This window comes from Bacillus sp. FJAT-27986, assembly GCF_001685035.1.
GTDB lineage: Bacteria > Bacillota > Bacilli > Bacillales > Pradoshiaceae > Pradoshia.
In genome coordinates this window covers 90,877-114,767 of record NZ_MAYV01000001.1, presented here as the reverse complement: position 1 = coordinate 114,767, position 23,891 = coordinate 90,877, and the positions used below count along the sequence as shown (strand labels likewise).

The following is a 23,891-nucleotide window of genomic DNA, read 5'->3' as shown; positions in this document are numbered from 1 at the left end:
TGAAACCTATTTGGTTAAATAAAAAAGGGGGAATACAATGTTTGAACAGATTATAACGGAGGCAAATGAACTGCGTGCTCTGATAGGAGAACCAAGTAAACTAGTACAAAATAAAGTGATTAAACGATTGGATGATCATTGTGTGCATTTCATAAGTAAATCTCCGTTTGTGTTTATTGGTACAACGGATGGAAACGGGAATTTAGATGTTTCACCTAGGGGAGACCAAGCTGGATTTGTTCGAATATTGGATGAAAATTATTTGATAATTCCAGAACGGAGAGGCAATAAAAGAATGGACACCTTATACAATCTTCTAATGAACCCTGGAGTAGGCTTGTTGTTTATTATTCCAGGCTTGGGTGAAACCCTCCGTGTAAATGGAAAAGGGTACGTAGTAAAAGATCCAGACTTGCTTGAGTGTTTAGGTGTTAATGGAAAGACACCAAACATCGGTATTGGGGTTAAGGTAGAGGAATGCTTTATTCATTGTGCAAAAGCATTTATTAGATCAGAATTATGGAACCCGACAACGTGGCCAGATAAAAATTCTCTTCCTCAAGCTTCAAAGATACTTGCAGCGCATGCCAGCCAATTGAAAACAAGAGCTGAAGACATTGAAATTCAATTAAAGGAGGGTTACACAACCAGATTATTTTAAGCAATCTTTTGTTGCTTTCTGATAGTAATCTTATTCTTTCGCCATAGTAAAAATAAGACTGTTTTCGTAAGGATGTTGCTTTTGTATAATTTATTCTGAGTTGTAAAACCGCCACCTCCAGGAAGGAAGTGGCTGTTCTCGTTATTTAAAGAAATGACGCGTTAATTCATATACCTTTTTACATAATTATAGAGTGGTTTTACATCATTAATCGGTTTATTTAATACAGGTACGGCTTTTTGCATCCATATTGTCGTGTAAATATCTCGAAGTTCTCCCTCAATCTGTAAATCCAGTCTATATATGTTTTAATCAGGATAGAATGTTCATTTCATCGCATATATTTCATCGCCAAATTGCTTCTATCCGAGCTATAATATAATTAAATATTACGAATTTACCCCATTTTTAAAACTCTCCAGCGAAAAAACATTCTAATCTGCCTATTTATATGAATTGAGGTGTTTATATGGAAAAAATCATTGAGGTACGCCGCCTCTCCAAAACCTATGGTGACATTACTGCGGTGAATGATATTGATTTTTATGTAGAGCAAGGAAAGCTGTTTGCCTTCCTCGGTCCTAATGGCGCGGGCAAAAGCACGACAATTGATATGTTATGCACGCTCTTGAAGCCAGATAAAGGAGAAATCATCATCAATGGCTTTCAGATTGCTAAAAATGATTCAAAAATCCGTGAATCAATCGGGGTAGTCTTCCAGGAAAGTCTGCTCGACCCTCTCCTGACTGTACGGGAAAATCTCCTAACAAGAGCCAAATTCTATCAGATTCCAAAATCGGAGCTCAAATCCAGAGTGGAACAAGCAGCGATTGCAGCTGATGTCATGGACTTTATTGATCGCCCATACGGAAAATTATCAGGAGGACAAAGGCGCCGCGCTGATATAGCAAGAGCTCTTGTGAACACACCGAAGGTTCTTTTCCTGGATGAGCCGACTACCGGTCTTGACCCCCAAACAAGAAGAAGTGTTTGGGAGACGATTACGAACCTGCAAAGAGATCAGGGACTGACTGTATTCTTGACGACACATTATATGGAGGAAGCCGCCTCTGCCGACTATATCATGATTATTGATGATGGAGAGATTGTGGCAAAGGGAACTCCTTATGAACTGCGAAATACATATAGCTCAGATATGCTGAAAATTGAACCGATTGACTATGCTGCTCTCGATGAGCTTTTTCAAGCCAATGGAATCAGTTACAAAAACGAGCATCAACTGATGATCATTAAAATAGCGAATACAAAAGAGGCCCTCTCGATTCTAAAATTGGCAGAGCCCTTGATTGCAAATTTTGAAGTGATGCATGGGACAATGGATGACGTGTTCATCGAAATCACAGGAAAGGAAATACGTGCTGATGTTTAATTTAGCAAAGCGTAATCTAAAACTATTTTTTCGGGATAAAAGTGCGGTCTTCTTCTCCTTATTGGCCGTCTTCATTATCATTGGCTTATATGTCCTCTTTCTTGGAGATACCATTGCAGGGGACATGACCGAAATTAAGGAAGCTCGATACTTAATGGACAGTTGGATTATGGGCGGTCTTCTTGCCGTTACCTCTGTCACGACGACAATGGGCGCTTTTGGCACAATGGTAGAGGATCGGGCAAATGGCAATGCAAAAGATTTCTATGCTTCGCCATTAAAAAGGTATCAAATCGCTGGTGGTTATGTAATCAGTTCATTTATGGTCGGCCTCATCATGTGTATGGTCACTTTTGTCTTAGCGGAGATATATATTGTCGCAAACGGTGGGGAGCTTTTGCCACTCATAGGTATGTTAAAAATCATTGTGTTGATGTTCCTATCGGTTCTAGCCTCAAGCGCAATGGTGTTTTTCTTAGTTAGCTTCTTTTCAAGTGTTAATGCATTTGCAACTGGCAGTACGATTATCGGGACATTAATCGGGTTTCTTACCGGCATTTACATACCAATTGGCAATCTTCCTGATGCTGTACAAATGATTGTGAAGATCTTTCCGGTCACCCATGCAGGCGTCTTATTTCGTCAGGTATTTATGGAAGAGCCCTTAAAAATATCATTCGACGGTGCACCAAGTGCTGCAGTCGATGGTTTTAAAGAAGAACTGGGTGTTGTGCTGACATATGGTGACTTTACTGCCCAAGGCAGCACGCATATTCTTGTCCTGGTAGGAGTCACCATTTTATTTTTCGCTCTTGCCGTATGGAATGTATCACGAAAGAAATCTTAGCAGGGGACATAGTTTCCTGCTATTTTCATGCACTAATATAGTTATCTTTTTCCTGAATCAATTTCATGTTAATCCAGCTAAATTGCCCTTCACCGCATCCTCAACCAGTATTTTTTAATAATGACTCTTATTCGATTATTATATCGAAGCTGTATGATCCTTTCTTATTCCCTAAAGCTTTAATTAGAATCAATATTAGGGAATGTGAATTGCAAATATTTTCCTAATATTTGATATAATGGTAGAGGTTGGAGAGAATTGAAAGTAAGAGGAATTACTATAAAGGTATATTTTTATAATTCAAACAGCAAAAATACCATTAACAAATACCGCGGAAAAATGATAATAAGGGGCGAATAAATTGATCAAAACCACTGAAGAATTGTTAATTGCTCTGCGAAGTGTTATTCAAGAAAGCCGAGTAACGACCAATCATACTATTTTAGAACAACACAGCATAGATGAATCGTATCATCGTGCTAGTCTGCCTGATATAGTAGTGTTTCCGACAAACACAGAAGAAGTGAGGGAGATAATTACTATAGCGGATCAATATAAAGTGCCGATTGTGCCATTTGGAAGGGGAACAAGCTTGGAAGGGCATGTTATTCCTTATGACCATGGAATCATGATTGACTTTTCTCTTATGGATAAAATAGTAGAGGTTAGGGAGAAGGACTTTCTTGTGAAAGTTCAACCAGGGGTGACGCGTTCTCAGTTGAATAAAGAGCTGAAAAAATACGGATTGTTTTTCTCCGTAGATCCGGGAGCAGATGCAACACTTGGTGGGATGGCAGCTACAAATGCCAGTGGAACAACATCTGTTAAATATGGAATTATGCGTGACCAAGTTCGGGATTTAGAGGTTGTTCTCGCAGATGGCACAGTGATTCATACAGGAAATTTAGCAGAAAAATCTTCTTCTGGCTATCATTTAAATGGTGTATTTGTTGGTTCGGAAGGGACACTTGGATGTTTTACTGAATTGACATTAAGAGTGTACGGTATTCCTGAAAATATTATGGCAGCGCGAGCATCCTTTAAAACAGTTAGTGATGCTGTTGAAGCAGTCTTGAATATTTTACAAGCGGGAATTCCAATTGCAAGAGTTGAGCTCGTAGATGAACCTTCTATGAAACAAGTAAACCTTCATAATAAGACGGCCTATCTGGAACAGCCAACCTTATTTTTAGAATTTGAGGGGAATGAGGCGGGCTTAAAGCAAGATGTTGAATTTATGAAAGAGATTGTGGAGGCTCACAATTGTGAACGTATTGAATTCGAGACCGATAATGCTGCTCGAAATCAGCTATGGGAAGCTCGCCATAATCTAGCTTACTCCTATATTCATGGACACCCAGGAAAAAAACTCATGATAACCGATGTTTGTTTGCCCCTTTCCAAGTTAGCAGGTGCTATTGCTCATGCAAGAGAAACACTTGATTTGTTAATGCTTACAGGCGGTGTTGTTGGGCACGTCGGTGATGGCAATTTTCATGTTCTGTTAATGATTGATATGAATGATTTTGATGAACTGAAAAGAGCTGATCAATATAATGAAATGATTGTCATGTATGCACTTGAACGAGGAGGAACTTGTACAGGAGAACATGGTGTCGGCATTGGGAAACAGAAATACCAAGAGAAAGAACACGGAGAAGCACTGCTGGTGATGGAAAAGATTAAACGGGTACTAGATCCAGATAATCTTCTAAACCCAAATAAAATTTTTAAAATAAAGAAAGAGAAATAAATAGATTGGTAGAATTTGTTTTAACCTTGATAGCTCTCTTAAGATAGAGACATGTATTGGTGGATGAGTTTTTATAATGATAACAGGAGGGTTTTAGGGGTGGAATTACAACAATGGTTTGAAAAAGGTTTAACAACGGAACAGTATATCGATGGTATGAAAACAAATAAAGAAAATCTCCTAAAGGTATATGAATCGTTCCATCTATCAGGGGAGAGTAAAGAGGCGCTTTTAACTATACCGCCCACTGGGATTAAGGTTATTGTGTTGACAGAAGATTGGTGCGGGGATGCAATGGTAAATATCCCGATTTTACTGCGTATTGCAGAGGCAACAAATATCGACGTTCGTTTTATCCTGCGTGACAGCAATTTAGAGTTAATGGATCAGTATTTAACCAATGGAACGGCTCGATCGATCCCGATTTTTATTTTCATAGATGAGGATGGAAATGAATTAACCGTCTGGGGACCACGCGCTGCTAAAATTCAACAAAGCTTTGAGGAATTGAAATCACAGTTACCAAGCGCAGATGCCCCTGATTTTAAAGAAAAACAACTTGAGATGTTCAAAGAATTTGTAAATAAATTTACGGTGGATTATGATACTTGGCATGTTATTGCAGATAGCATTATTAGTAAGTTAAAAGAAATTAAGTAGCGAGTGATTCATCTAAAAGTATTAGAAGAGGATATATCACCGAGAAAAGCTTAGGCGACATACAAGGACGGGCTTCAATGATTCAATAGAATGGAATCCAGCCGTAAAATTTTGACAATCATTTAACTTCAGGCTTCGGTAATTAGGAACTTAAAATCTAGATAATTGAATGTGTAGAGAAAATATTTTTGGAAAGGACAGAAGGAGCAGGCTTCCCAACAAGAAGAAACCTGCTTTTATATATGGGCCATTAAAAAATGTGAAAGGATTGCAAAGTCAATAAAAGACGGTGGAACTGCAAAGTTAGTCAAGTACTCAAAGGAATAGAATGCTGGTTATATGAAAGGATTTTTGAATTGGAGAAATATAAAAAAAGAAAGTGTCCGTTTGTTATTTCAATTGCTGCTGTTTCAGGTGGAGGAAAAACGACCATCACCTCTTACCTGAAAAATAATTTGCAAAATAGTGGAACTCTATCCTTTGATGATTATGATTTTAATGGTCCCAATGACATGATTAATTGGATTGATAATAGAGGTAATCCAGATGATTGGGATTTATCACCGCTTCTTACAGATATAAAAAAGTTAGTTAATGAACCGCTGGATTACATAATAGTAGATTTTCCATTCGCTAATTTACATAGTCAAATGAAGGAAATTATTGATTTTGCAGTATTTATTGATACTCCACTGGATATTGCCATGGCACGAAGATTAACTCGAGATTTTAGAAATGGTGCCGTTGAGGAGATTATGATGGATTTAAATTACTACATTGGTTGGGGAAGAAGGGGATATCTTCATATGTTGAATACGATCAAACCGATTTCTGACCTCATTGTAGATGGAACATTACCTGAATATGAGATTGTAAATATTATTACTAAAAAAATAGAAACATAGTTGATTTTAGGGGGTAAACATGGTGAATATACGCTATGTAACAACAGAAGAGGAAAAGCAAAAGGTCTTGTCAGCCTATTTTAAAGAAGGTTTGAGTGGTCAATTAGATACTTTTCCGAGTAAGGAGAAAAGAAAGCTGATCATTTTACAAAATATAAGTGAACGTTTTGAACTGGGGAGAGTATATTCAGAAATAGAAATTAACGAAGTATTGAAAACAATTTACGGTGATTTTGCAACAATTAGAAGAGAGCTTATTGTGTATGGATTTATGAATCGCAGCAAGGATTTTTCGGAATATTGGATAAAAGAAGATTAAATGGATAAAATTTATATTGAGCAAGCCAAGCAAAAATGTTAGGGGATAATAGGATATTTAAATTATGTTGAATGATGAACTATTTAGTCTCACCCTTTGGAGCCCGGTATTCTATCAAACTATAGCGAAAGTCCACGGCTGTCAAATTGACGGTCTTCTTTTATGCTGTTAAAGAGCAGTTTAGTTGAAAACAAATAGTGGATTGATAAACTGAAATAAGTGTATATTTATACTATGAGTGTAATAATGAAACTAATTTGATTAGTAGGTTTTGTAATCATAATACAAGTATACTGCATGAAATAAAAGTTTTTTTACATAATATGATTATTATACGGCAATCATTTCTTTTGACCGACGAAAAAGGGTATCGGATAACTAATTATATAAATTATACAACTAAGGGTGAGGTAGCATGAAAAACTTAAAAAAAAAGATAACCCGATTTTTCAAAACAGATAAAGAGTTATTTATTGAAGAATTGAACGATTACCGCCAAATATTAGATGATGCTATAAAAATTTTAGAGGAGAACATTCAAATTTTAAAGTTAGCATTAGCAAAGCATATAGAAATCGGTCATTACTTGGATATGAAACAATCGAACAAGCTTATTCGAATTGAAAGTATAAATAAGTTAGTCACACAGTATGTGGATCATAAGAAAGATACAGCTGCCAGGGAAATGATTCGAGAAAAAGTTAAGGAACAGCAGAAATTACAATGTCTGAATGAAATAATAGATATGCATAATCAAAGAATCCAAGAATATCAATATAGGCTAAATAAAGCCCTTTGTGTTTTAGATAATGATAAAAGCAATCGAGAAGCTTTTATTATCAAACAGAAAATAGCATTACAGGAATTGGTGATTTCTGAAAAGTTAGACAGAGGGAACTGCAAGAAGCATATTGAACGGATTAAAAGGGAAATTATCGATAAAGAGTCCTATAAAGAACTTAATCCAAAAGAGGATACAGTAAATGAAGTGTTAATAGATAGCGAGATTGAGAAGGAACTTTCCATCTTTAAACTGAATTACTCTTCAAGTAATGTGTAAATCCTTTAAAATCAAAAGCTTATGTTGAGCTTTTATGAGGTTAGTTTTGGTCGGGCTAATCGAATAAAGGTTTATGATGCCATTAACGTATGAATATTAAGATTGAAGACAGGGAGATTATTTCTCTGTCTTTTTTACTTTTTCATTTAGGACTTCGCTTTCTTGCTGTTAAGAATGATCATTGCCATACTATCTTGTTCGATATTATCTTGGTTCAGTTTATCAACAGAAGAATTGAATTGAAGTAAGGATAATTACAACGATAACGAATGGAGTAAATTATAAATGGTGATAATTTAAATATTTTAATAATTCAAACACTTAAAGTATAATAATGGAATATCTGGAGATTTTTATTATTCCTACAAAACATTACATATTTCTCTTGAATGGGATGGAAGGTGAGGGATGGTAGTTGAATTATTCGTTACATCCACTTGGAGACCGAGCAATTTTAATTGAATTTGGCAAAGAGATAGATGAAGAGACCTATAACTCTGTCCGAAAGATAAGCAACATATTGGAAAGTGAGCAACCTGAGTGGCTGATTGAGGTGGTTCCCGCGTATACAACACTTACCTTATTTTATTCTCCTGAATATGTTTATCGAGCATTTCAGGAAAGTCGGCTACCATATGAAGTAATCACTAGTGAATTAAAAAGATTGCTAGACCGTCTTCAACCATCAATTAAAAACGAACAAAGAAGAGTGGAAATTCCAATTTGCTATGGCGGAGAATACGGTCCGGATCTAGTATATGTGGCTAAATATAATTATTTAACTGAACAGGAAGTTATTGAGATTCATTCAAGTGGTGATTATCTTATATACATGCTTGGTTTTGCACCTGGATTCCCCTATATTGGAGGAATGTCTAAGGAAATTTCAGCACCAAGAAGAAAATCGCCAAGACAAAATATACCCCCGGGAACGGTAGGAATTGCTGGTGAACAAACAGGAATTTATCCAATTGAAACACCAGGAGGTTGGCAGTTGATTGGCAGAACTCCTCTGAAATTATTTAATCCAACTGATTCGTCACCCACTTTATTGCAAGCTGGGGACCGGGTTCAATTTAAACCAATTAGCCATGAAGAGTATGTCAGTCTGGAGGGGGAACGGCAATGTTAATAATTGAAAAATCGGGTTTGTTAACCTCCATTCAGGATTTAGGAAGGTATGGATTTAAAAAATATGGGATTATCACAGGCGGAGCAATGGATCCGTTATCTCATAGAATGGCAAATCTGTTGGTCCAGAATCATGAAAATGAACCGACGATTGAAATGACCCTCTATGGTCCAACTATACGATTTTTAGAGAATACGATAGTTTCTTTGTGCGGAGGAAACTTATCCCCTTCTTTAAATGGCAGGCCAATGCAAATGGCAAGTCCTATTCACATTCAAAAAGGGGATGTTCTGACATTCGGCCAGCCTAAGACAGGATGCCGTGCCTATTTAGCAATACGCGGGGGCATAAAGATTCCAAAAGTGATGGGGAGCTATTCCACTTATTTACGTGCACAAATAGGGGGATTCAAAGGGAGACCTTTGCAAAAGGGCGATCACTTAGGGGCTGGTCCTTTAAAACTTGAGAGGGATGTAATTAGCACGAAGTGGTTTGCTTCGGACTTGTTGCATATAGAGCCAGAAGGCCGTAAAAAGGTAAGGGTTTTAAAGGGTAGGCATTTTGAAGAATTTACAAAAAGGAGTATAGATGCCTTTTCTAAGCAATCTTATAAAATTTCTCCTCAATCAGATAGAATGGGTTATCGTCTTGATGGAGTCTCGCTTGAACTTTTTAAGCAGAAAGAGATTATTTCAGAAGCCGTCACTTTTGGGACGATACAGGTTCCTGCAAATGGGAAACCAATTATATTGATGGCTGATAGTCAGACGATCGGCGGCTATCCAAAAATAGCAGAAGTTATTTCGGTTGATTTGCCAGTTGTTGCCCAGGCAAAACCAGGTGATTCTTTGCAATTTGAATTCGTCACATTGGATGAGGCGCAGCAGCTTTATATTAATCAAGAAAAACAACTGAAAATTTTAAAAAGGGGAATTGGGATGAAATTTAATAAGGGGAAACAATATGTATAAGATTGACATTAATTGCGATATGGGAGAAAGCTTTGGGCAGTATCGATTGGGGCGAGATGAAGAGATACTAAATTATGTATCTTCAGCTAATATAGCCTGTGGTTTTCATGCAGGCGATCCATCGACAATGAAGAAAACAGTACGGTTAGCGCTTTCGAAGGGAGTTGGAATAGGAGCACATCCGGGCTTTCAGGATTTAATAGGTTTTGGGCGCAGGGAAATGAGGGTTAGTCCTGAGGAAGCCTATGATCTGGTAATCTATCAAATCGGTGCATTATATGCGTTTACAAAGGCAGAGGGAGGCAAGCTACAGCACGTAAAACCGCACGGAGCTTTATTTAATATGGCGGCAAAGGATGTTGCTCTGTCCGAAGCCATTTCGGAAGCGGTATATGATGTCGATCCTGAATTGATTTTATTTGGATTATCCGGTGGAGAATTGGTGAAGGCGGCCAAACGTATTGGTTTACGTGCTGCCAGTGAGGTTTTTTCAGACCGCACTTATCAGGCGGATGGAACATTAACCTCCAGAACGGAAGCCAATGCATTGATTAAAGATCCAACAAAAGCCATTCATCAAGTTGTTCGTATGGTGAAAGAGCAGAGGGTTACTTCCGTTCAGGATGAGGTGATAACGATAAAAGCAGATACAGTCTGTATTCATGGAGATGGAGAAAACGCGTTGGAATTTGCAAAGCAAATCTCAGAAACATTAAAAAGAGAAGATATCGAAATTCAAAAAATAGATCGTTTCATAAATGAATTGATATAAAAAATCTCTTTGGAAGACATTTGAATACAGCTGGTTGTTATTCTAACTAATGAGCCAAAGCTGGATGGGGGAGTCGTATGAAAAAGAAAGAATCGCATTTGAGTATTTTAGTAGGGGCTGCCTTTTTAATGGCCACATCAGCGATCGGCCCAGGATTTTTAACACAAACGTCTGTATTTACTGAACAGCTATTGGCGAGTATGGGCTTTGTTATTTTGATATCCATTATTATAGATATTGGGGCACAGGTGAATATTTGGAGAATTATAGCTGTATCAGAAAAGAGGGCGCAGGATATAGCGAATGAATTACTACCGGGATTAGGTTATTTTTTAGCTACTTTAATTGTATTAGGGGGATTAGCATTTAATATTGGGAATATTGCGGGGGCAGGACTCGGTATCAATGTAATCACTGGGGTCGATGCAAAATGGGGTGCGCTTTTAAGTGGATTAGTTGCGGTAGGAATATTCTTAGTTCGTGAGGCTGGTAAAGTAATGGATCGGTTTGTACAAATTATGGGCTTTATTATGATTTTTCTTACTGTTTATGTAATGTTCACAGCTAATCCTCCCTATGCCAAAGCTCTTGTACATACAGTGTGGCCTGATGAGATTAATCTGCTGGCGATTGTCACATTGGTTGGAGGAACAGTCGGTGGTTATATAACTTTTGCGGGTGGGCACAGATTAATTGATGCCGGGTTGACTGGAAAACAAAATTTACCTCAAGTTACTAAGAGTGCGGTTAGTGCCATTGGCATTGCATCCATCATGCGAATATTTTTGTTTTTAGCAGTATTGGGAGTGGTTTCACAGGGCTTTGTTTTGGATGCCGGTAATCCGGCAGCCTCTGTCTTTAAGCAAGCTGCAGGGAATGTAGGATATAAAATGTTTGGGGTCATAATGTGGGCTGCTGCCATTACTTCAGTTATAGGTGCAGCATATACATCGGTTTCCTTTATCAAAACCTTTAGTAGTTTTGTTGATCGTTATCAAAAATGGTTTGTCATTGCTTTTATCGTTATTTCAACGGCAGTGTTCGCGACAATTGGCCAGCCTGTACAGATTCTCGTGCTGGTGGGGGCATTAAATGGTTTGATTCTTCCTGTGGCTCTTGGTGTTATGCTAATAGCAGCCTATAAGAAGAAAATAGTAGGAGACTATAAACAGCCTTTATGGCTTACTGTTTTTGGTGTAGTTATCGTTATTGGTATGGCGATAATGGGAGGTTATTCACTCATTAATGGTTTGTCACAATTGTTTTAGTAAATAATCTTTGATTAATGAGTCTCAATATCATTTAATCCATTGAGAAGTTATAACATCTAGATTTTAATCAAAACCCTAATTTCGTTCATATAATCTTTGTGAAAATCAGGGTCTTTTTATGTAATGTTCCGCATATATGGTTCGTGGCACGGATTCATTCATCGGTTAATTTTCCAGGAAAGGAATCAACTTATTGTATATTATATTCACCCCTGTTTATCACCGGTAATCAGCGGTGATTTAAGCGGATTTCCTTAGAGTTTTGCGCCTTTTTATACACCTTAAATTTATGGTTATTATACGTAAGTGCGTGGAATAAAATTTCATTTTACATCAACACAAAATGTTTTGTCAATAATTAATTTGTAAAAATATCAAAAAAATGGTATAATAGTTTTACAGTTGTTTTTTATCGTATTTCAAATTCCGCTGGACTTTTCTTTACAGATAGAATTTGCATACGTTTTTTTTTATATACTTTTATAAAACGAAGGAAAATTCAGATGTTTTTTAAGCTTTAAAGTAAGTTAGTTGAATAAAATTTTCAATAAACTATTTATCCCGTTCAAACTGGTGCTAAGACTCCGCCTTCAAACGTAAGCAGAAGCAATCACGGTTAAGGCGGAGATAAGCGTCGGTAAGAACCCGATTGGTTCAACGAATGCTCGGGAGGGGATGAAAGAAAACCTTCACCGAGCAAAGTTTCACTTTATTAGTAAACGAGTTTTTATATACAAGGAGGACTTTAATAATGAATCTAATCAATAAGAAAGTTACACACAAACGTTTTGGAACGGGTAGTATAGTTGGGCATAATGAGTCTAAAATTGAAATAAATTTCGAATCGGAAAATAAAATGTTTGTTTACCCTGATGTTTTTGGAGAGCATCTAAAACTACATGATAAAAGTGATGCTAAGTCACTCGAAGAAATTATACAAAAAAAGGAAGACGAACTAAAAGAGGAAGAATGGAAAAAGGAAGAAGAAAAAAAACTACAACGAAAAAAACAGGAACTTCGCGTAGAACACGAAAAACTTATGAAGCATCATAAGCTACATCCTGAATCACAAATGGTTTTTTGGTGTGACACAGAAGAACAGAATAGTTCTCTTTCAGAGTGGAAGGTTTTTTCGGGTGTAATAAAAAGCGGTAAAAACAAAGGAAATCCGAACAAGCCAGTCCGTTTACATCAAAATAGCGCTGTCCTGTTAACTGCAGTCGATTCCAATATGTCTGAAAAAGACAGACGTATCTTAGGTGTCTATATGGTGCATGAAAATTTTGTCGGAAAGATGTGTGAAGATGGAATTATTCCTGCTCATTCAAAATACAGAATCCAACTTACAGAAGAGGAATCAGATCAGTTGGCTTTCTGGGAATATTATGTAAATGAGAAAAATCCAGAAAAAATGACATGGAATACAGGTAAATACCGTTATTTCGATAATTTATGGATGGCTCAAATTTTACTTGCTATCATTTCGTTGAAAAGTGACCCGAATGAACGAGAACTTGCACAGCAATTCTTTAATCATTTTTGTAAAATGAATCAGATCATGGAACAAGATATACCAAAGCCTAATGGCGCTATAATGCGTACTTAGACGCTAGTCTAAAGATTAGTTGAAGACGAATAAAAAATAGCGAGCATATGTCATTAAAACCAACAGATCATGTGTACACACATATAGTATACTCTAGGTTGAGTGAATGACACAGATTGAAACAGTTTTAATTCGAATGAAAGTACCCTAATCTCTGAGCGGAGATTAGGGTTTTTTATATGCCGTGTGAAAAAGTAAAATTAAAAATCTGATTTTTGATTTATAGGTATATGAACCACTTGATGTTATATTAAAATATTGGTGGAGACGTATATATAATTAATTTTATACTGTGAGTGGTTACTGAAGTGTAGATATATTTAAAAATTTGAATAGCTCTTTTGCAAACTATATTTGTTTTCGTGAACAATGAAACCTCAGTAAGAGAAGCTGGAACATTAGAAATTTGATTTTTTATTACCAAGGTAATGCTAATGACTTAAAGGTTGTTACAGTTGTCTGTCTAAATTTCCTTTCGTTTTTTAAGCCTTGAAATAGTGAGTTGAGTAATGAGAGAGAGGGATTATTTATGATTGGTGCGATTATAGGTGATGTTGTTGGATCTCGTTTTGAATTTAATAATCATCGTAGCAAGGAATTTGAGTTGTTTACCGAAGAGTGCCGAGTAACGGACGACAGCATTATGACTCTTGCGATTGCTAAAGCTTTTATGGAGACAGAAGGGTCTATTCACTCTTCTATCACTGCAAGGGATTATGACGGTGAGTACGAGACACTGCTTGAGAGTATGTCGATTACATTTATGCAAGAATTGGGGCGTAAATATCCGAATTGTGGGTTTGGTGGGATGTTTGCGAAATGGGTCTTCAGTGATAATCCCGAACCTTATAACAGTTTTGGAAACGGGGCAGCGATGCGAATAAGTCCTGTAGGTTTTTTAGCCAGAACCGAGAATGAAGCAAAGGATTTATCTAAGATTGTTACCAGAACAACCCATAATCATGAAGAGGGAATAAAGGGTGCTGAGGCTACCGCTCTAGCCATATTTATGGCGAGACGTGGATTTACCAAAAGTGAAATTAAAAATAGGATTAATGGTTATTACTATCATTTAGATTTCTCAATTGATCAAATCCGAGACACATACGTGTTTAATGAGATATGCCAAGAGACCGTTCCGCAAGCGATTGTTGCTTTTTTAGAATCAACGTCCTTTGAAGATGCAATTCGTAATGCCATTTCGATTGGTGGAGATAGTGATACTCTGGCAGCCATTACCGGCGCTATAGCGGAAGCGTATTACGGAGTACCTGAAACCCTGAAGGAAAAGGTATTAACCTATTTGGATGATGAACTGCAGTCTATTTACGATGACTGGTGTCTTTATAAGAACGAACATCACTCTGGTAAGTTCACAGTACTAACAAAATATATACCTAAAATTTGTGATACGGATTCCTTTGGTGAATGGTTTATAGATCGAGAGTATAATGAAACACTAGGGCAATCCATCCAAATGCCATATGTCATGTATAAAAAGCTTATAAATTTATTTGTTAAGGAATTCTATCACTTTTCCGAATCCCATCCGGAATACAATTTGACCAGTTACAGTGATATTTTGGAGAGGAATGGTCTTAAATGGAATCAGGAAGCAATGCGTAATGCGGATGAGGATTCTCTCGATGCCCAATGTATCCTTGCACTCATTATGGGTGCCACTCGAGCGGAGCGATTCAGTGAGGGGGCTCTGCTAAGCTTTTTTGAGAATGGATGCATGGTGAAGTGGCTAAAAAGGTTGAAAACGATTGATGAGAATAATTCTACTGGTATTAATGGAATTTGTTAAACTGGTGAGTATCCGGAAAGAAGAATGTTAAGTACCAATATTGTGTAATTAATAAAGGATTATATCCAGAGTATTTTAAATAATCATCTGGGCGTAATCCTCACGTATATGTATCAATACATAACAATCGCATACTTTTTTTCTTCTTCCTCTTCATCAAAGATAAAGGCAAAGTTAAGTGTCACATCCACTCCATCTTCTGTTAACCAATTAAAGGGAAAAGTGGCAGGCTGAGCACTAGTTGTTAATCCATGCTTTAAAATTACCTTTCTTTCGAATGTGCTGAATGCTTCTTCAAGTCCGTGCTCCTGAAAATCGTATTCTGTTATTAAATAATTTTTTAATAAGTGCCAGCTGTAAAATTCAATCACGATAGAAACTCCTTTATTTGTATAGAATCAGGTTTATTATAAGTGTTGCTTGATGGATAAACAAATTCAAGTGCTTGATTACAACATATACATAAGTTTGAACCATTATTCTAAGAGCACAATGGCAGTAAAGCCTTTGTGTTTTTATTCGTTATAAAAATTAATATACGATATTTGATACCGTAGCTGTTAATTCACTTTTTCTCTTTTATATAATTACAAACTTTAATCTGACCAACCAATCAGGTATAAAAAATCGTTAAATAACTTGAATTAACGTTTAATTATAAGAATTTAGAGAAATTATATTAATATAGAATAAATGCTCTTATTAAGAGAAATAGACTTATAAAATCGAAAACAAGCTAATGGGAAGGAGAGAGGGCAAATGGTCAAAGGACTAGGAATTGACTTGGGAACAACTTTTTCATGTGTGGCGTATATCGATGAAAACCAAAATCCAATTGTATTAAAAAATGCAGAAGGCAATGCTACAACACCATCTGTTGTTTATTTTGAATCACAGGAAAATATTGTAGTAGGAGAAGTAGCAAAACAAAGCTTGGTATCTGAACCGGATAATACGGTAGCCTTTATTAAGCGTGATATGGGGAAAATAGACGATGAAACAAAGGCGCCAATTATGAGAACAATTCATGGAATAAGTATGTCTCCACAAGAGATTTCGGCAAAGATTCTTACGAAAATAGTCAAGGATGCTAATGCTGAGCTAAGGAAAATAGGGAAATTAAGTGATGGAAATCCAGATATTAAGGATGTGGTGATTACCTGTCCTGCCTATTTTGGTATGGCTGAAAGAGAGGCAACTAAGGCTGCAGGCAAGATTGCAGGTTTAAATGTAATGAATATTATCCCAGAGCCTACAGCTGCAGCATTAAATTATGCTCATGTTAATAAGGGTAAAGAACAAACCGTTATGGTTTATGATTTAGGCGGAGGTACATTTGACGTTACGATTATTGAAGTCCACGATGGTATTCCGCGAGTTATTTGTACAGATGGTAGTCATACATTAGGCGGGAAAGATTGGGATGATGCACTTGTTCAATATTTTGCTGAAAAATATATAGAAGAAAAGGGTGAAGACCCTAGAGAAAACCTGGATATCTTACAGGAGTTATTTTTAAAGGCGGAACAAACTAAAATAACTCTGAGCAACAGAGAATCAGCACCAATTATGATTATTGGTGATTCAGGACGAATAAACTTTACGATGACACGCAACGAATTTGATGAAAAAACGAAGGATCTATTAGAAAGAAGTATTAGTTATACAGATAAATGTTTGAAAATTGCTGCAGCGAAAAAATATGGAAAAGATATTGAAGCTATAACGAATGAAGAAATAAATAAATATCTTCATGAAGAACTTACCGACATATTATTAGTCGGGGGTTCTTCCAAAATGCCTCAAGTATCAAAATTAATTCAGAGTAAATATGGTATTAAAGCAAAAGAAGCAGACTTGGATGAGGCTGTTGCAAAGGGAGCGGCCATTTGTGCAAGCAATGATTATGTGGAATTCAGTGAAGAAGACTGGCAATTGGTAAAAAAATCAGTTGGCGAGCAAGATTATGATTTTGTGAAAGAAGCGATTCAGGAGGGAAATGAAAGCATAATCAAACAGTATGAAGATGTACTGCCAAGACATATGGTTCAAAAGCAAGAATCGCGTGGCATGATTTTTACAAATGTTTCTCCAAGAACATACGGAACAGCAGCCTATGAAAGCTCTTCCAGAGATAAACTAGTAATCTTTAATTTTATAAAAAGAAATGATGAACTTCCACAAAAACAAACCCTGATGTTTTATACGATGGATGAAGGGCAAGTTGGAGTGGATATTGACGTATATGAATCATTTACTATGAGTGCAAAGGCTGAACTTGAAGAAGGTAATAAAATTGGATCAGGAATACTTGAGTTTCCAAATAGCATGCCGAAGGGAACACCTATTGAGATCACACTTCGCATGAATAGTGCTGGTTTATTGGAAGTTAGTGCCTTTCATAAAGAAACAAATAGTATGTATAATGGTACTTTTGATGTTTCGAACTCTTTATCCACTGAGGAAACAAAACGAGCTATAGAACGTAATAAACACCAATCATTCAATTAAGAAGAAAATCATACAACCTTGGAATGTGGTGATTGATATGACGAATGATAATTATTTTGATTTGTTTAAACTTAAAGTGGATGAGTCGCTGATATTAAATCCTACTTCTGAGTATGAAGAGCAAATAAATAAAGCTTTTTTAGAAACGGAAAACAGATGGAAGCAATTAAAGCTAAAACATTTAGGTAAGAAAAGCGATGAAGCGTCTGAAAATTTAAAGAGATTGAAAGCACATGAATTTGATATTTTAAAAAATCCGACAGAACGACAACGGTATTACTTGAAAATTAAAGAGGAGAAGCAATCGGAACTAAAAACTAGATTAATCGAATCTAATGAAGAGGATATGGATCTTGAAGCTTTAAAGAAACAATACCATCAATATCTAGATGAATCGGAAATTGAAAAAATAGTCAAAGAGATATTTAAAGCTAAAGAAAGACCAGATGAAGCCATATCAATGAATCTACTTAATAAGCTAGCCATTTATGAAAATGAATTGAAACAGTTAGGAGAAGTGAATTTATTTACTGCTTTTGGATTTGATGAAAAAGCAAACTATGAAACAGTCAAAAATAAAATCAAGCAAAAACAAGATGATTTACAAAAAATATATGATGAGCACCCAAATGATAGTAGTTATAAAAAATATATTAATAAGAAGGATATCCTGAAAAAGTTTGAAAAAGAAGTGTTCTTAACAAATGATTTCAAAGATCACTATGAGGAATATAAACATTTTCTAAAATATTCAATGTTTATCCAATTATTACTGAATATAAAAGATAAGGATATTACTACCATTTATTTCAAAGATATTTTATTGGAGAAAGTAAAAGAAGAAGGTATCGATGAAAAAAAATTCATCTTGTTTTTATTAAAAAACCACAAGTATTTTGGCATTAAAGGTATTTCTCCTGTTACGGATTATTATATCGCCAATGTCGGGCATAAGGATTTTGGAGAGGAAGATACTCAACAAACATTGCAAAAAGTTCTTTCTATAAAAGATTATGAGTATCATTGTGGTCGTGAGGCATTAAAAAATAAAGAGTTTGATAAAGCTTTTGAGCATTTTAAAGAATCTAATATTATTGATCACAGTTATGCACTGTATGAATTAGCTGAATTATATTATACAGGTACAGATAGCCTTCCTAGGGATCTGAATAGGGCAATAAAATTACATGAAGAGGCGATAAATAAAAACAATTCTAAAAAAGGAAATAATAAAAATTCGTTGTATCGGATAAGTCAGATGTGTTTCAGTGGAGAGGGTTGCGTAAAAAATGAACAAGTTGGTTTTAGTCATTTAAAGGAATTTGTCAATAATTTGCATGCTTCGAATGATTTTTACAATCAAGCTCATTTAGATTTAGGTGACTGTTATTATAAAGGGAAAGGCACTACTAAGAATTATAAAAAAGCACTGGTTCATTACAACAAAGTAAGTGATGAAACGGCTAAAGGAAGAATAAGAAAAATAGAGCGAGAGATTACTTATAGACCAATTATAATGATTGGGATAACTTCAGGTTCTTATATTTTATTGTGTTTAGTATCTTTGTATTATTTACAAGAAGTTCTTCCAACTGATTTTAATATAGCTAATGTATTAATCTATTTTGGGATATTATTTGCATGGATGATCTTTACAAGCTTGTATTTCTATATAAATCCATCATGGTTAAATCAACTAATCAAGTTTGATAATATAAGGACACTTCAGGCAAAGATTGTACAATATATATATTTAAATAAAAAGCGGATATTAACCATAGCGATATTATTGTTTGGATGTGTTTGTTTCTTGTTGTTTTACACGGAGGGGTTAATTAAACCTTGGTTAACTGAAGCAGACGTTGGAGAAATCCCGGAATTTTTATCCCTCCTATTAAATTATGGAGTAAACTGGGTTTCTGTGGGAATATATTTAATAGTGTTGTTTCCTCTATATATTATTAAGGAAGTTCATAGTCCAAATGACGCAATTAAGGTCAATGTTAAAACAATCATTTTTGACGGAGTAAAAACTTATTTATTCGCATCAGGTATCTATTATGCTATCCAGTGGTCTGCAGAAAACGTATTAACAGAGTTTAGTGTATTAAAGTATATTGGAATAAGTATTTTTTTGTTGATAATCGTATCAATAATTAATACTACAAAAATAATTAATCGGTTATTTAATGGAAAGTTAACCGTATATGTATTTGCGGTGTTATTGTTGTACGGTTCATTAACTTGTGCATTAGTGGCTGAAAATAACCGGGACTTGCCAATAGCTACTACATTGCTGCAAGTCGCGTTTACCTCTCTTTTTATAGAGACAAAGAACCCATAAATTATTTTTTGACTTTGGGTTAGTCGTTTTGCTAATTAATACAAGAAATGATTCAATAAATAATACGTTAAATTAACTTTAATACCATCTAATTGGTAATGGTATAGTTAGCTCTATATGAAAATAAATTTCATTATATAATTAACAGACCTCCAATTGTAAAAACAATTGGAGGTCTTTCGTTCTTTAAGATTATAGGTAAAGAATATTAAAACTACAGGCTAGATTAAGACCTATTTGCTTTATCTAATTCGGCTCCCAAAAATTTTGCGAGCTCAAGCATTCCATATAGGCCTGCCTCAGCTTCGGCGTCGGAATTATAGTTTGTATTTGTATTGATATCATATGTGTAAATCATTCCATCCTGATCACGGATAAACTCAATTCCGGCAATGTCAATACTTGCTGAGGTAAGAAATTCTTCGTATTTCGCAATAATAGGATCATTGAAATCCTTAATAATTTTAAATTGCGGAGATATATCCTCTTGTTCTCCAACTGGGCAAAATAAATCCTCTATTTGGCAGGCATCGGCAGGACATAATTCAAAACCTTTTGATGTATCAACACGAACAGCATAAAGAAATTTTCCTCCAATAAATTCACAACGGGTTATTGAAGAATCAGGAGAGAGGATATATTGCTGTATGAGTGTGATCCCATCTACTGGCTCTTCAAAAAGAGGGCTGTTTACGTATTCCTCTAGGGCTTCTACAGATTGAAATAGCTGCACACCAAGACCTTTTCCAGCTCTGTTGTGTTTAGTAATAAAAGGTGTCATTCCAAGTTTTTTAGCGGCAGAAATGATATTACTCCGACCGACAGCTGCAATCGTGGCAGGAGTTTTGATACCTGAAGCTTGAAGAGCTGTATATTGATTGATTTTGCTGATTTCCATTCCTAAAGCCTTTGAACCGTTAAATACTTTTCGATTATGACGTTCGAGCCAGTTGATTACTCCGCTAGCAAGTTCAGGTGCATAACGGTGTCCGCGTGTGTGGGATGACGCACTCATACGGTTGTAAAAAATACCATCTGGCGGTGTATCCGTCAAATCGACTAAGCCCTCAGCTAAATGCCAGTTTTTGTATGGAAGGTTTAATTCTTCCATTCTATTAATTAAATGATTGGTCCAGTCATCATTTTCATGAATGATATGTATATGTGTCATTAGGAAAATCTCCCTCTAGTTTTCGTCAATTTATGAAAATCATACCATTTAACTTGGAATTGGGTCAAATGTTGAAATTTAGGAAAAATAATTATTGCAGTGGAAAAACCGTTTGGCAAAGTTTATACTGTTGATTGAGAAAGAGATTAAAAGGGAGATACCATGCCAAATTTTTCGCCATACAGATATTTTTCAAAAAAAGACTGGGCTAACTTGCGATTTAATACGCCAATGACATTGACTCAATCGGAAATAGAAGAACTTCAAGGTGTTAATGAAAAGCTTTCTGTTGAGGAAATTACGACTATTTATCTGCCGTTAACCCGTTTATTAAATTTATATGTGAACTCATCACAAATGCTGCACACGGTCACGGACACATTCTTTGGGAATACTACAAGAAAAGTGCCATATGTTATTGGTGTAGCAGGAAGTGTGGCTGTAGGGAAAAGTACAACAGCCCGTATTATTCAGGCTCTTTTATCCCGATGGCCAAATACTCCACAGGTAGAAATTATCACAACCGATGGATTCCTCTATCCTAATGCTGTGCTGGAGGAAAGAGGAATAATGGACAAAAAAGGTTTTCCTGAGAGTTATAATACGAAGGAATTAATCAAGGTTTTATCTAGGATTAAAGCTGGACATCCAAAGGTGAAGGCACCTATATATTCGCATCTGTATTATGATATAATGCCTAACCAATATACTGTCATTCAACAACCGGATATCGTAATAGTGGAAGGGATTAATGTTCTGCAGACTCCTAAACAGGATGATCATTTCCCAAGTGTTTATGTATCAGACTTCTTCGACATCTCCATCTATGTCGATGCCACTGAAAATAATATTTATAATTGGTATGTTGAACGTTTTAAAACGCTTCGTAAAACCGCTTTCGCCAATCCGGAATCTTATTTCCACCGCTATGCCGATTTGACGGATGAAGAAGCAGACGAAATTGCAACAAATATATGGAACACCATTAACAAAATCAACTTGGATTTAAATATAGCTCCAACTAAAACGAGAGCGAACATTATTCTTAAGAAGGATTCAGATCATTCTATTTCCTCAGTGAAGCTGAGAAAGATTTAAAAGGATGTACTATGGGGAGCGGGTGAAGTATGGCAACTGAGAAACAGAAAATGATTAATGGAGAATTATATAGGCCAAGATGAAGAGCTCGCCAATGAACGTCTCCGTGCCAGGAAGCTTACGAGACTATATAATCAGACAATGGAAACTGATTATGCAGAACGAACCGCTTTATTAAAAAAGTTACTCGGTTCAACCGAAAAAAATTGCTATATTGAACCGACTTTTAGGTGTGATTATGGGTACAATATTCATGTTGGTGAAAACTTTTATGCCAATTTTGATTGTGTTATTTTAGATACATGCGAAGTTCGAATTGGTCAAAATTGCATGCTTGCCCTGGTGTTCATATTTATACAGCCACACACCCGCTCAACCCTGATGAATGAAATTCAGGAAATGAATATGGAAAGCCGGTCACAATTGGTGACAATGTCTGGATTGGCGGCCGAGCGGTTATTAATCCAGGGGTGACAATTGGAAACAATGTAGTGGTTGCCTCAGGAACTGTTGTAACGAAAGGTATTCCAGATAATGTGGTTGTTGGCGGTAATCCGGCCCGTATTATAAAACGAATTGATAAAGAATAAGATTCTATTCCCATTTACATAATGAGTTGTGTAGGAAGAATAATATTCCTTGGTGCTATTATTCCATTGATAAATGAACTTATTGTTAAAATGAGATTATTTTGATTACATTATATGGGTACTTTTGATAAAATTTAATTAATAGTTTAAGATATAATAGCACTTATAACTTCAAATGAAGTACGAACAAAATTGAGGATGTGAAGAATGAAGAAACATATACCAAATTTATTGACTTTAGGAAATCTTTATTGTGGTTATCTGTCCATTTCTTACATTATCAGCGGGGATGTGCGAAATGCGACTATACTCATTTTTATTGCATTGATGCTTGATGCGCTGGATGGAAGAATGGCAAGAATTTTAAGGGTAGCCGATGATATGGGAAAACAGCTTGATTCATTGGCTGATATTGTATCATTTGGGGTCGCGCCTGCCTTTTTAGCATCTTATACATATTTATACGATTTTGAACAATATGGTCTTTTGATTGCCGGTTTGTTCCCGCTTTTTGGATGTTATCGACTTGCAAGATTTAATATTACGCCTACTGAGGAATCATTAAAGCATTTTAAAGGAATCCCAATTACATTTGCAGGGGGACTTGTTGCCTTTTTAGTACTATTTGAAAACTGGATTCATGTCAGCGTATTTGTCATTATATTCTTTAGTTTGGCAATCTTGATGGTCAGTACCATTAAAATCCCAAGCTTCAAAAAGGTAAAATTAAATTATTATACGGTCATTATAACTTTATTCCTATTGTATATGTTTTATCTTATTGCAAAGTCAGGGTTTAAAAGTGTTCCTGAATTTTTCTATGTTGCCATTGCTATTTATATTATCTTTATCATTGCCAGATACATAAAAGGTAAGACACCTAAGTTTCGTCTGAAAAAAATGAGAACGATTCGGGTCAGAAAAAAGAAAATTAATAAAGGAATGAAAAAGAAATAATGATCTATTGAGTCTACTGCACCTTATATTCCTTTTTGGTTTCTATGACATAGAAAGTTAAAA

The 23,891-nt window shown here is 35.7% G+C and carries 20 protein-coding genes and 1 pseudogene; 19 read left to right on the top strand and 2 right to left on the bottom strand.

Annotated features, from left to right (window positions below; genetic code table 11):
- Positions 1-37: 37 nt before the first annotated feature.
- From A8L44_RS00480 to A8L44_RS19065, 14 genes are all read left to right on the top strand, one after another.
- Complete coding sequence (locus A8L44_RS00480) at positions 38-661, top strand: pyridoxamine 5'-phosphate oxidase family protein (RefSeq protein ID WP_066099961.1); 624 nt, start codon at positions 38-40, stop codon at positions 659-661.
- A 469-nt stretch (positions 662-1,130) separates the two neighbouring features.
- Entirely contained in the window at positions 1,131-2,051 is a 921-nt protein-coding gene (locus A8L44_RS00475; RefSeq protein WP_066099958.1) for an ABC transporter ATP-binding protein, read from the top strand.
- Positions 2,044-2,898 carry an ABC transporter permease gene (locus A8L44_RS00470; protein WP_066099955.1) on the top strand — a complete coding sequence of 285 codons (855 nt, stop codon included), beginning with the start codon at positions 2,044-2,046 and terminating at the stop codon, positions 2,896-2,898. The genes A8L44_RS00475 and A8L44_RS00470 overlap by 8 nt, the downstream gene beginning before the upstream one ends.
- Before the next feature lie 361 nt (positions 2,899-3,259).
- The gene (locus tag A8L44_RS00465) at positions 3,260-4,651 is read left to right on the top strand and encodes an FAD-binding oxidoreductase (RefSeq protein WP_066099953.1); all 1,392 of its coding nucleotides are present in this window, start codon (positions 3,260-3,262) and stop codon (positions 4,649-4,651) included.
- A 99-nt stretch (positions 4,652-4,750) separates the two neighbouring features.
- Positions 4,751-5,311 (top strand): thioredoxin family protein, encoded by a 561-nt coding sequence (locus tag A8L44_RS00460; RefSeq protein ID WP_066099951.1) that lies wholly within the window; start codon positions 4,751-4,753, stop codon positions 5,309-5,311.
- Between the two features lie 356 nt (positions 5,312-5,667).
- Entirely contained in the window at positions 5,668-6,216 is a 549-nt protein-coding gene (locus A8L44_RS00455) for an AAA family ATPase (protein WP_066099948.1), read from the top strand.
- Between the two features lie 19 nt (positions 6,217-6,235).
- Positions 6,236-6,535 carry a DUF2087 domain-containing protein gene (locus A8L44_RS00450; protein ID WP_066099945.1) on the top strand — a complete coding sequence of 100 codons (300 nt, stop codon included), beginning with the start codon at positions 6,236-6,238 and terminating at the stop codon, positions 6,533-6,535.
- A 415-nt stretch (positions 6,536-6,950) separates the two neighbouring features.
- Positions 6,951-7,595, top strand: coding sequence for a hypothetical protein (locus A8L44_RS00445; RefSeq protein WP_066099942.1), 645 nt, complete (start codon positions 6,951-6,953; stop codon positions 7,593-7,595).
- A gap of 415 nt (positions 7,596-8,010) precedes the next feature.
- Complete coding sequence (gene pxpB / locus A8L44_RS00440) at positions 8,011-8,727, top strand: 5-oxoprolinase subunit PxpB (protein WP_066099939.1); 717 nt, start codon at positions 8,011-8,013, stop codon at positions 8,725-8,727.
- A complete protein-coding gene (locus A8L44_RS00435) occupies positions 8,721-9,698 on the top strand; it encodes a biotin-dependent carboxyltransferase family protein (protein ID WP_066099934.1) in 978 nt (325 codons plus the stop codon). Before pxpB ends, A8L44_RS00435 begins: the two co-directional genes overlap by 7 nt.
- Positions 9,691-10,470 (top strand): LamB/YcsF family protein, encoded by a 780-nt coding sequence (locus A8L44_RS00430; protein WP_066099931.1) that lies wholly within the window; start codon positions 9,691-9,693, stop codon positions 10,468-10,470. Before A8L44_RS00435 ends, A8L44_RS00430 begins: the two co-directional genes overlap by 8 nt.
- A gap of 77 nt (positions 10,471-10,547) precedes the next feature.
- On the top strand, positions 10,548-11,738 hold the full coding sequence (locus A8L44_RS00425; protein ID WP_066099928.1) for an NRAMP family divalent metal transporter: 1,191 nt from the start codon (positions 10,548-10,550) through the stop codon (positions 11,736-11,738).
- A 754-nt stretch (positions 11,739-12,492) separates the two neighbouring features.
- A complete protein-coding gene (locus A8L44_RS00420) occupies positions 12,493-13,347 on the top strand; it encodes a malate synthase (protein WP_066099925.1) in 855 nt (284 codons plus the stop codon).
- A gap of 529 nt (positions 13,348-13,876) precedes the next feature.
- Positions 13,877-15,157 carry an ADP-ribosylglycohydrolase family protein gene (locus A8L44_RS19065; protein ID WP_066099922.1) on the top strand — a complete coding sequence of 427 codons (1,281 nt, stop codon included), beginning with the start codon at positions 13,877-13,879 and terminating at the stop codon, positions 15,155-15,157.
- 113 nt (positions 15,158-15,270) lie between these two features.
- Here the strand turns inward: A8L44_RS19065 and A8L44_RS00410 are convergent, their stop codons facing one another.
- Positions 15,271-15,528, bottom strand: a complete 258-nt coding sequence (locus A8L44_RS00410; RefSeq protein WP_066099920.1) for a hypothetical protein — start codon at positions 15,526-15,528, stop codon at positions 15,271-15,273.
- Positions 15,529-15,916: 388 nt separating this feature from the next.
- On the opposite strand from A8L44_RS00410, the gene A8L44_RS00405 reads away from it, so the two are divergent.
- A complete protein-coding gene (locus tag A8L44_RS00405; protein WP_066099917.1) occupies positions 15,917-17,668 on the top strand; it encodes an Hsp70 family protein in 1,752 nt (583 codons plus the stop codon).
- 37 nt (positions 17,669-17,705) lie between these two features.
- A complete protein-coding gene (locus A8L44_RS00400) occupies positions 17,706-20,012 on the top strand; it encodes an SEL1-like repeat protein (RefSeq protein WP_066099914.1) in 2,307 nt (768 codons plus the stop codon).
- 226 nt (positions 20,013-20,238) lie between these two features.
- Here the strand turns inward: A8L44_RS00400 and A8L44_RS00395 are convergent, their stop codons facing one another.
- Positions 20,239-21,183, bottom strand: coding sequence for an ATP-grasp domain-containing protein (locus A8L44_RS00395; RefSeq protein ID WP_066099910.1), 945 nt, complete (start codon positions 21,181-21,183; stop codon positions 20,239-20,241).
- 162 nt (positions 21,184-21,345) lie between these two features.
- Between A8L44_RS00395 and coaA the strand changes: the two genes are divergently transcribed.
- The 3 genes and pseudogenes from coaA (at position 21,346) to pssA (ending at position 23,828) form a co-directional block, all read left to right on the top strand.
- Positions 21,346-22,281 carry a type I pantothenate kinase gene (coaA, locus tag A8L44_RS00390; RefSeq protein ID WP_066099908.1) on the top strand — a complete coding sequence of 312 codons (936 nt, stop codon included), beginning with the start codon at positions 21,346-21,348 and terminating at the stop codon, positions 22,279-22,281.
- A gap of 29 nt (positions 22,282-22,310) precedes the next feature.
- Positions 22,311-22,871, top strand: a pseudogene (gene maa / locus A8L44_RS00385) (maltose O-acetyltransferase).
- Between the two features lie 207 nt (positions 22,872-23,078).
- Positions 23,079-23,828 (top strand): CDP-diacylglycerol--serine O-phosphatidyltransferase, encoded by a 750-nt coding sequence (gene pssA, locus A8L44_RS00380; protein WP_066099906.1) that lies wholly within the window; start codon positions 23,079-23,081, stop codon positions 23,826-23,828.
- Positions 23,829-23,891: the final 63 nt, after the last annotated feature.

Coding starts and splice junctions, on each gene's coding strand:
- A8L44_RS00480 (WP_066099961.1), top strand. CDS start 38: ATGTTTGAACAGATTATAACGGAGGCAAATGAACTGCGTGCTCTGATA.
- A8L44_RS00430 (WP_066099931.1), top strand. CDS start 9,691: ATGTATAAGATTGACATTAATTGCGATATGGGAGAAAGCTTTGGGCAG.
- A8L44_RS00450 (WP_066099945.1), top strand. CDS start 6,236: ATGGTGAATATACGCTATGTAACAACAGAAGAGGAAAAGCAAAAGGTC.
- A8L44_RS00420 (WP_066099925.1), top strand. CDS start 12,493: ATGAATCTAATCAATAAGAAAGTTACACACAAACGTTTTGGAACGGGT.
- coaA (WP_066099908.1), top strand. CDS start 21,346: ATGCCAAATTTTTCGCCATACAGATATTTTTCAAAAAAAGACTGGGCT.
- A8L44_RS00405 (WP_066099917.1), top strand. CDS start 15,917: ATGGTCAAAGGACTAGGAATTGACTTGGGAACAACTTTTTCATGTGTG.
- A8L44_RS00395 (WP_066099910.1), bottom strand. CDS start 21,183: ATGACACATATACATATCATTCATGAAAATGATGACTGGACCAATCAT.
- A8L44_RS00435 (WP_066099934.1), top strand. CDS start 8,721: ATGTTAATAATTGAAAAATCGGGTTTGTTAACCTCCATTCAGGATTTA.
- A8L44_RS00475 (WP_066099958.1), top strand. CDS start 1,131: ATGGAAAAAATCATTGAGGTACGCCGCCTCTCCAAAACCTATGGTGAC.
- A8L44_RS00445 (WP_066099942.1), top strand. CDS start 6,951: ATGAAAAACTTAAAAAAAAAGATAACCCGATTTTTCAAAACAGATAAA.
- A8L44_RS19065 (WP_066099922.1), top strand. CDS start 13,877: ATGATTGGTGCGATTATAGGTGATGTTGTTGGATCTCGTTTTGAATTT.
- A8L44_RS00400 (WP_066099914.1), top strand. CDS start 17,706: ATGACGAATGATAATTATTTTGATTTGTTTAAACTTAAAGTGGATGAG.
- A8L44_RS00470 (WP_066099955.1), top strand. CDS start 2,044: ATGTTTAATTTAGCAAAGCGTAATCTAAAACTATTTTTTCGGGATAAA.
- A8L44_RS00425 (WP_066099928.1), top strand. CDS start 10,548: ATGAAAAAGAAAGAATCGCATTTGAGTATTTTAGTAGGGGCTGCCTTT.
- pssA (WP_066099906.1), top strand. CDS start 23,079: ATGAAGAAACATATACCAAATTTATTGACTTTAGGAAATCTTTATTGT.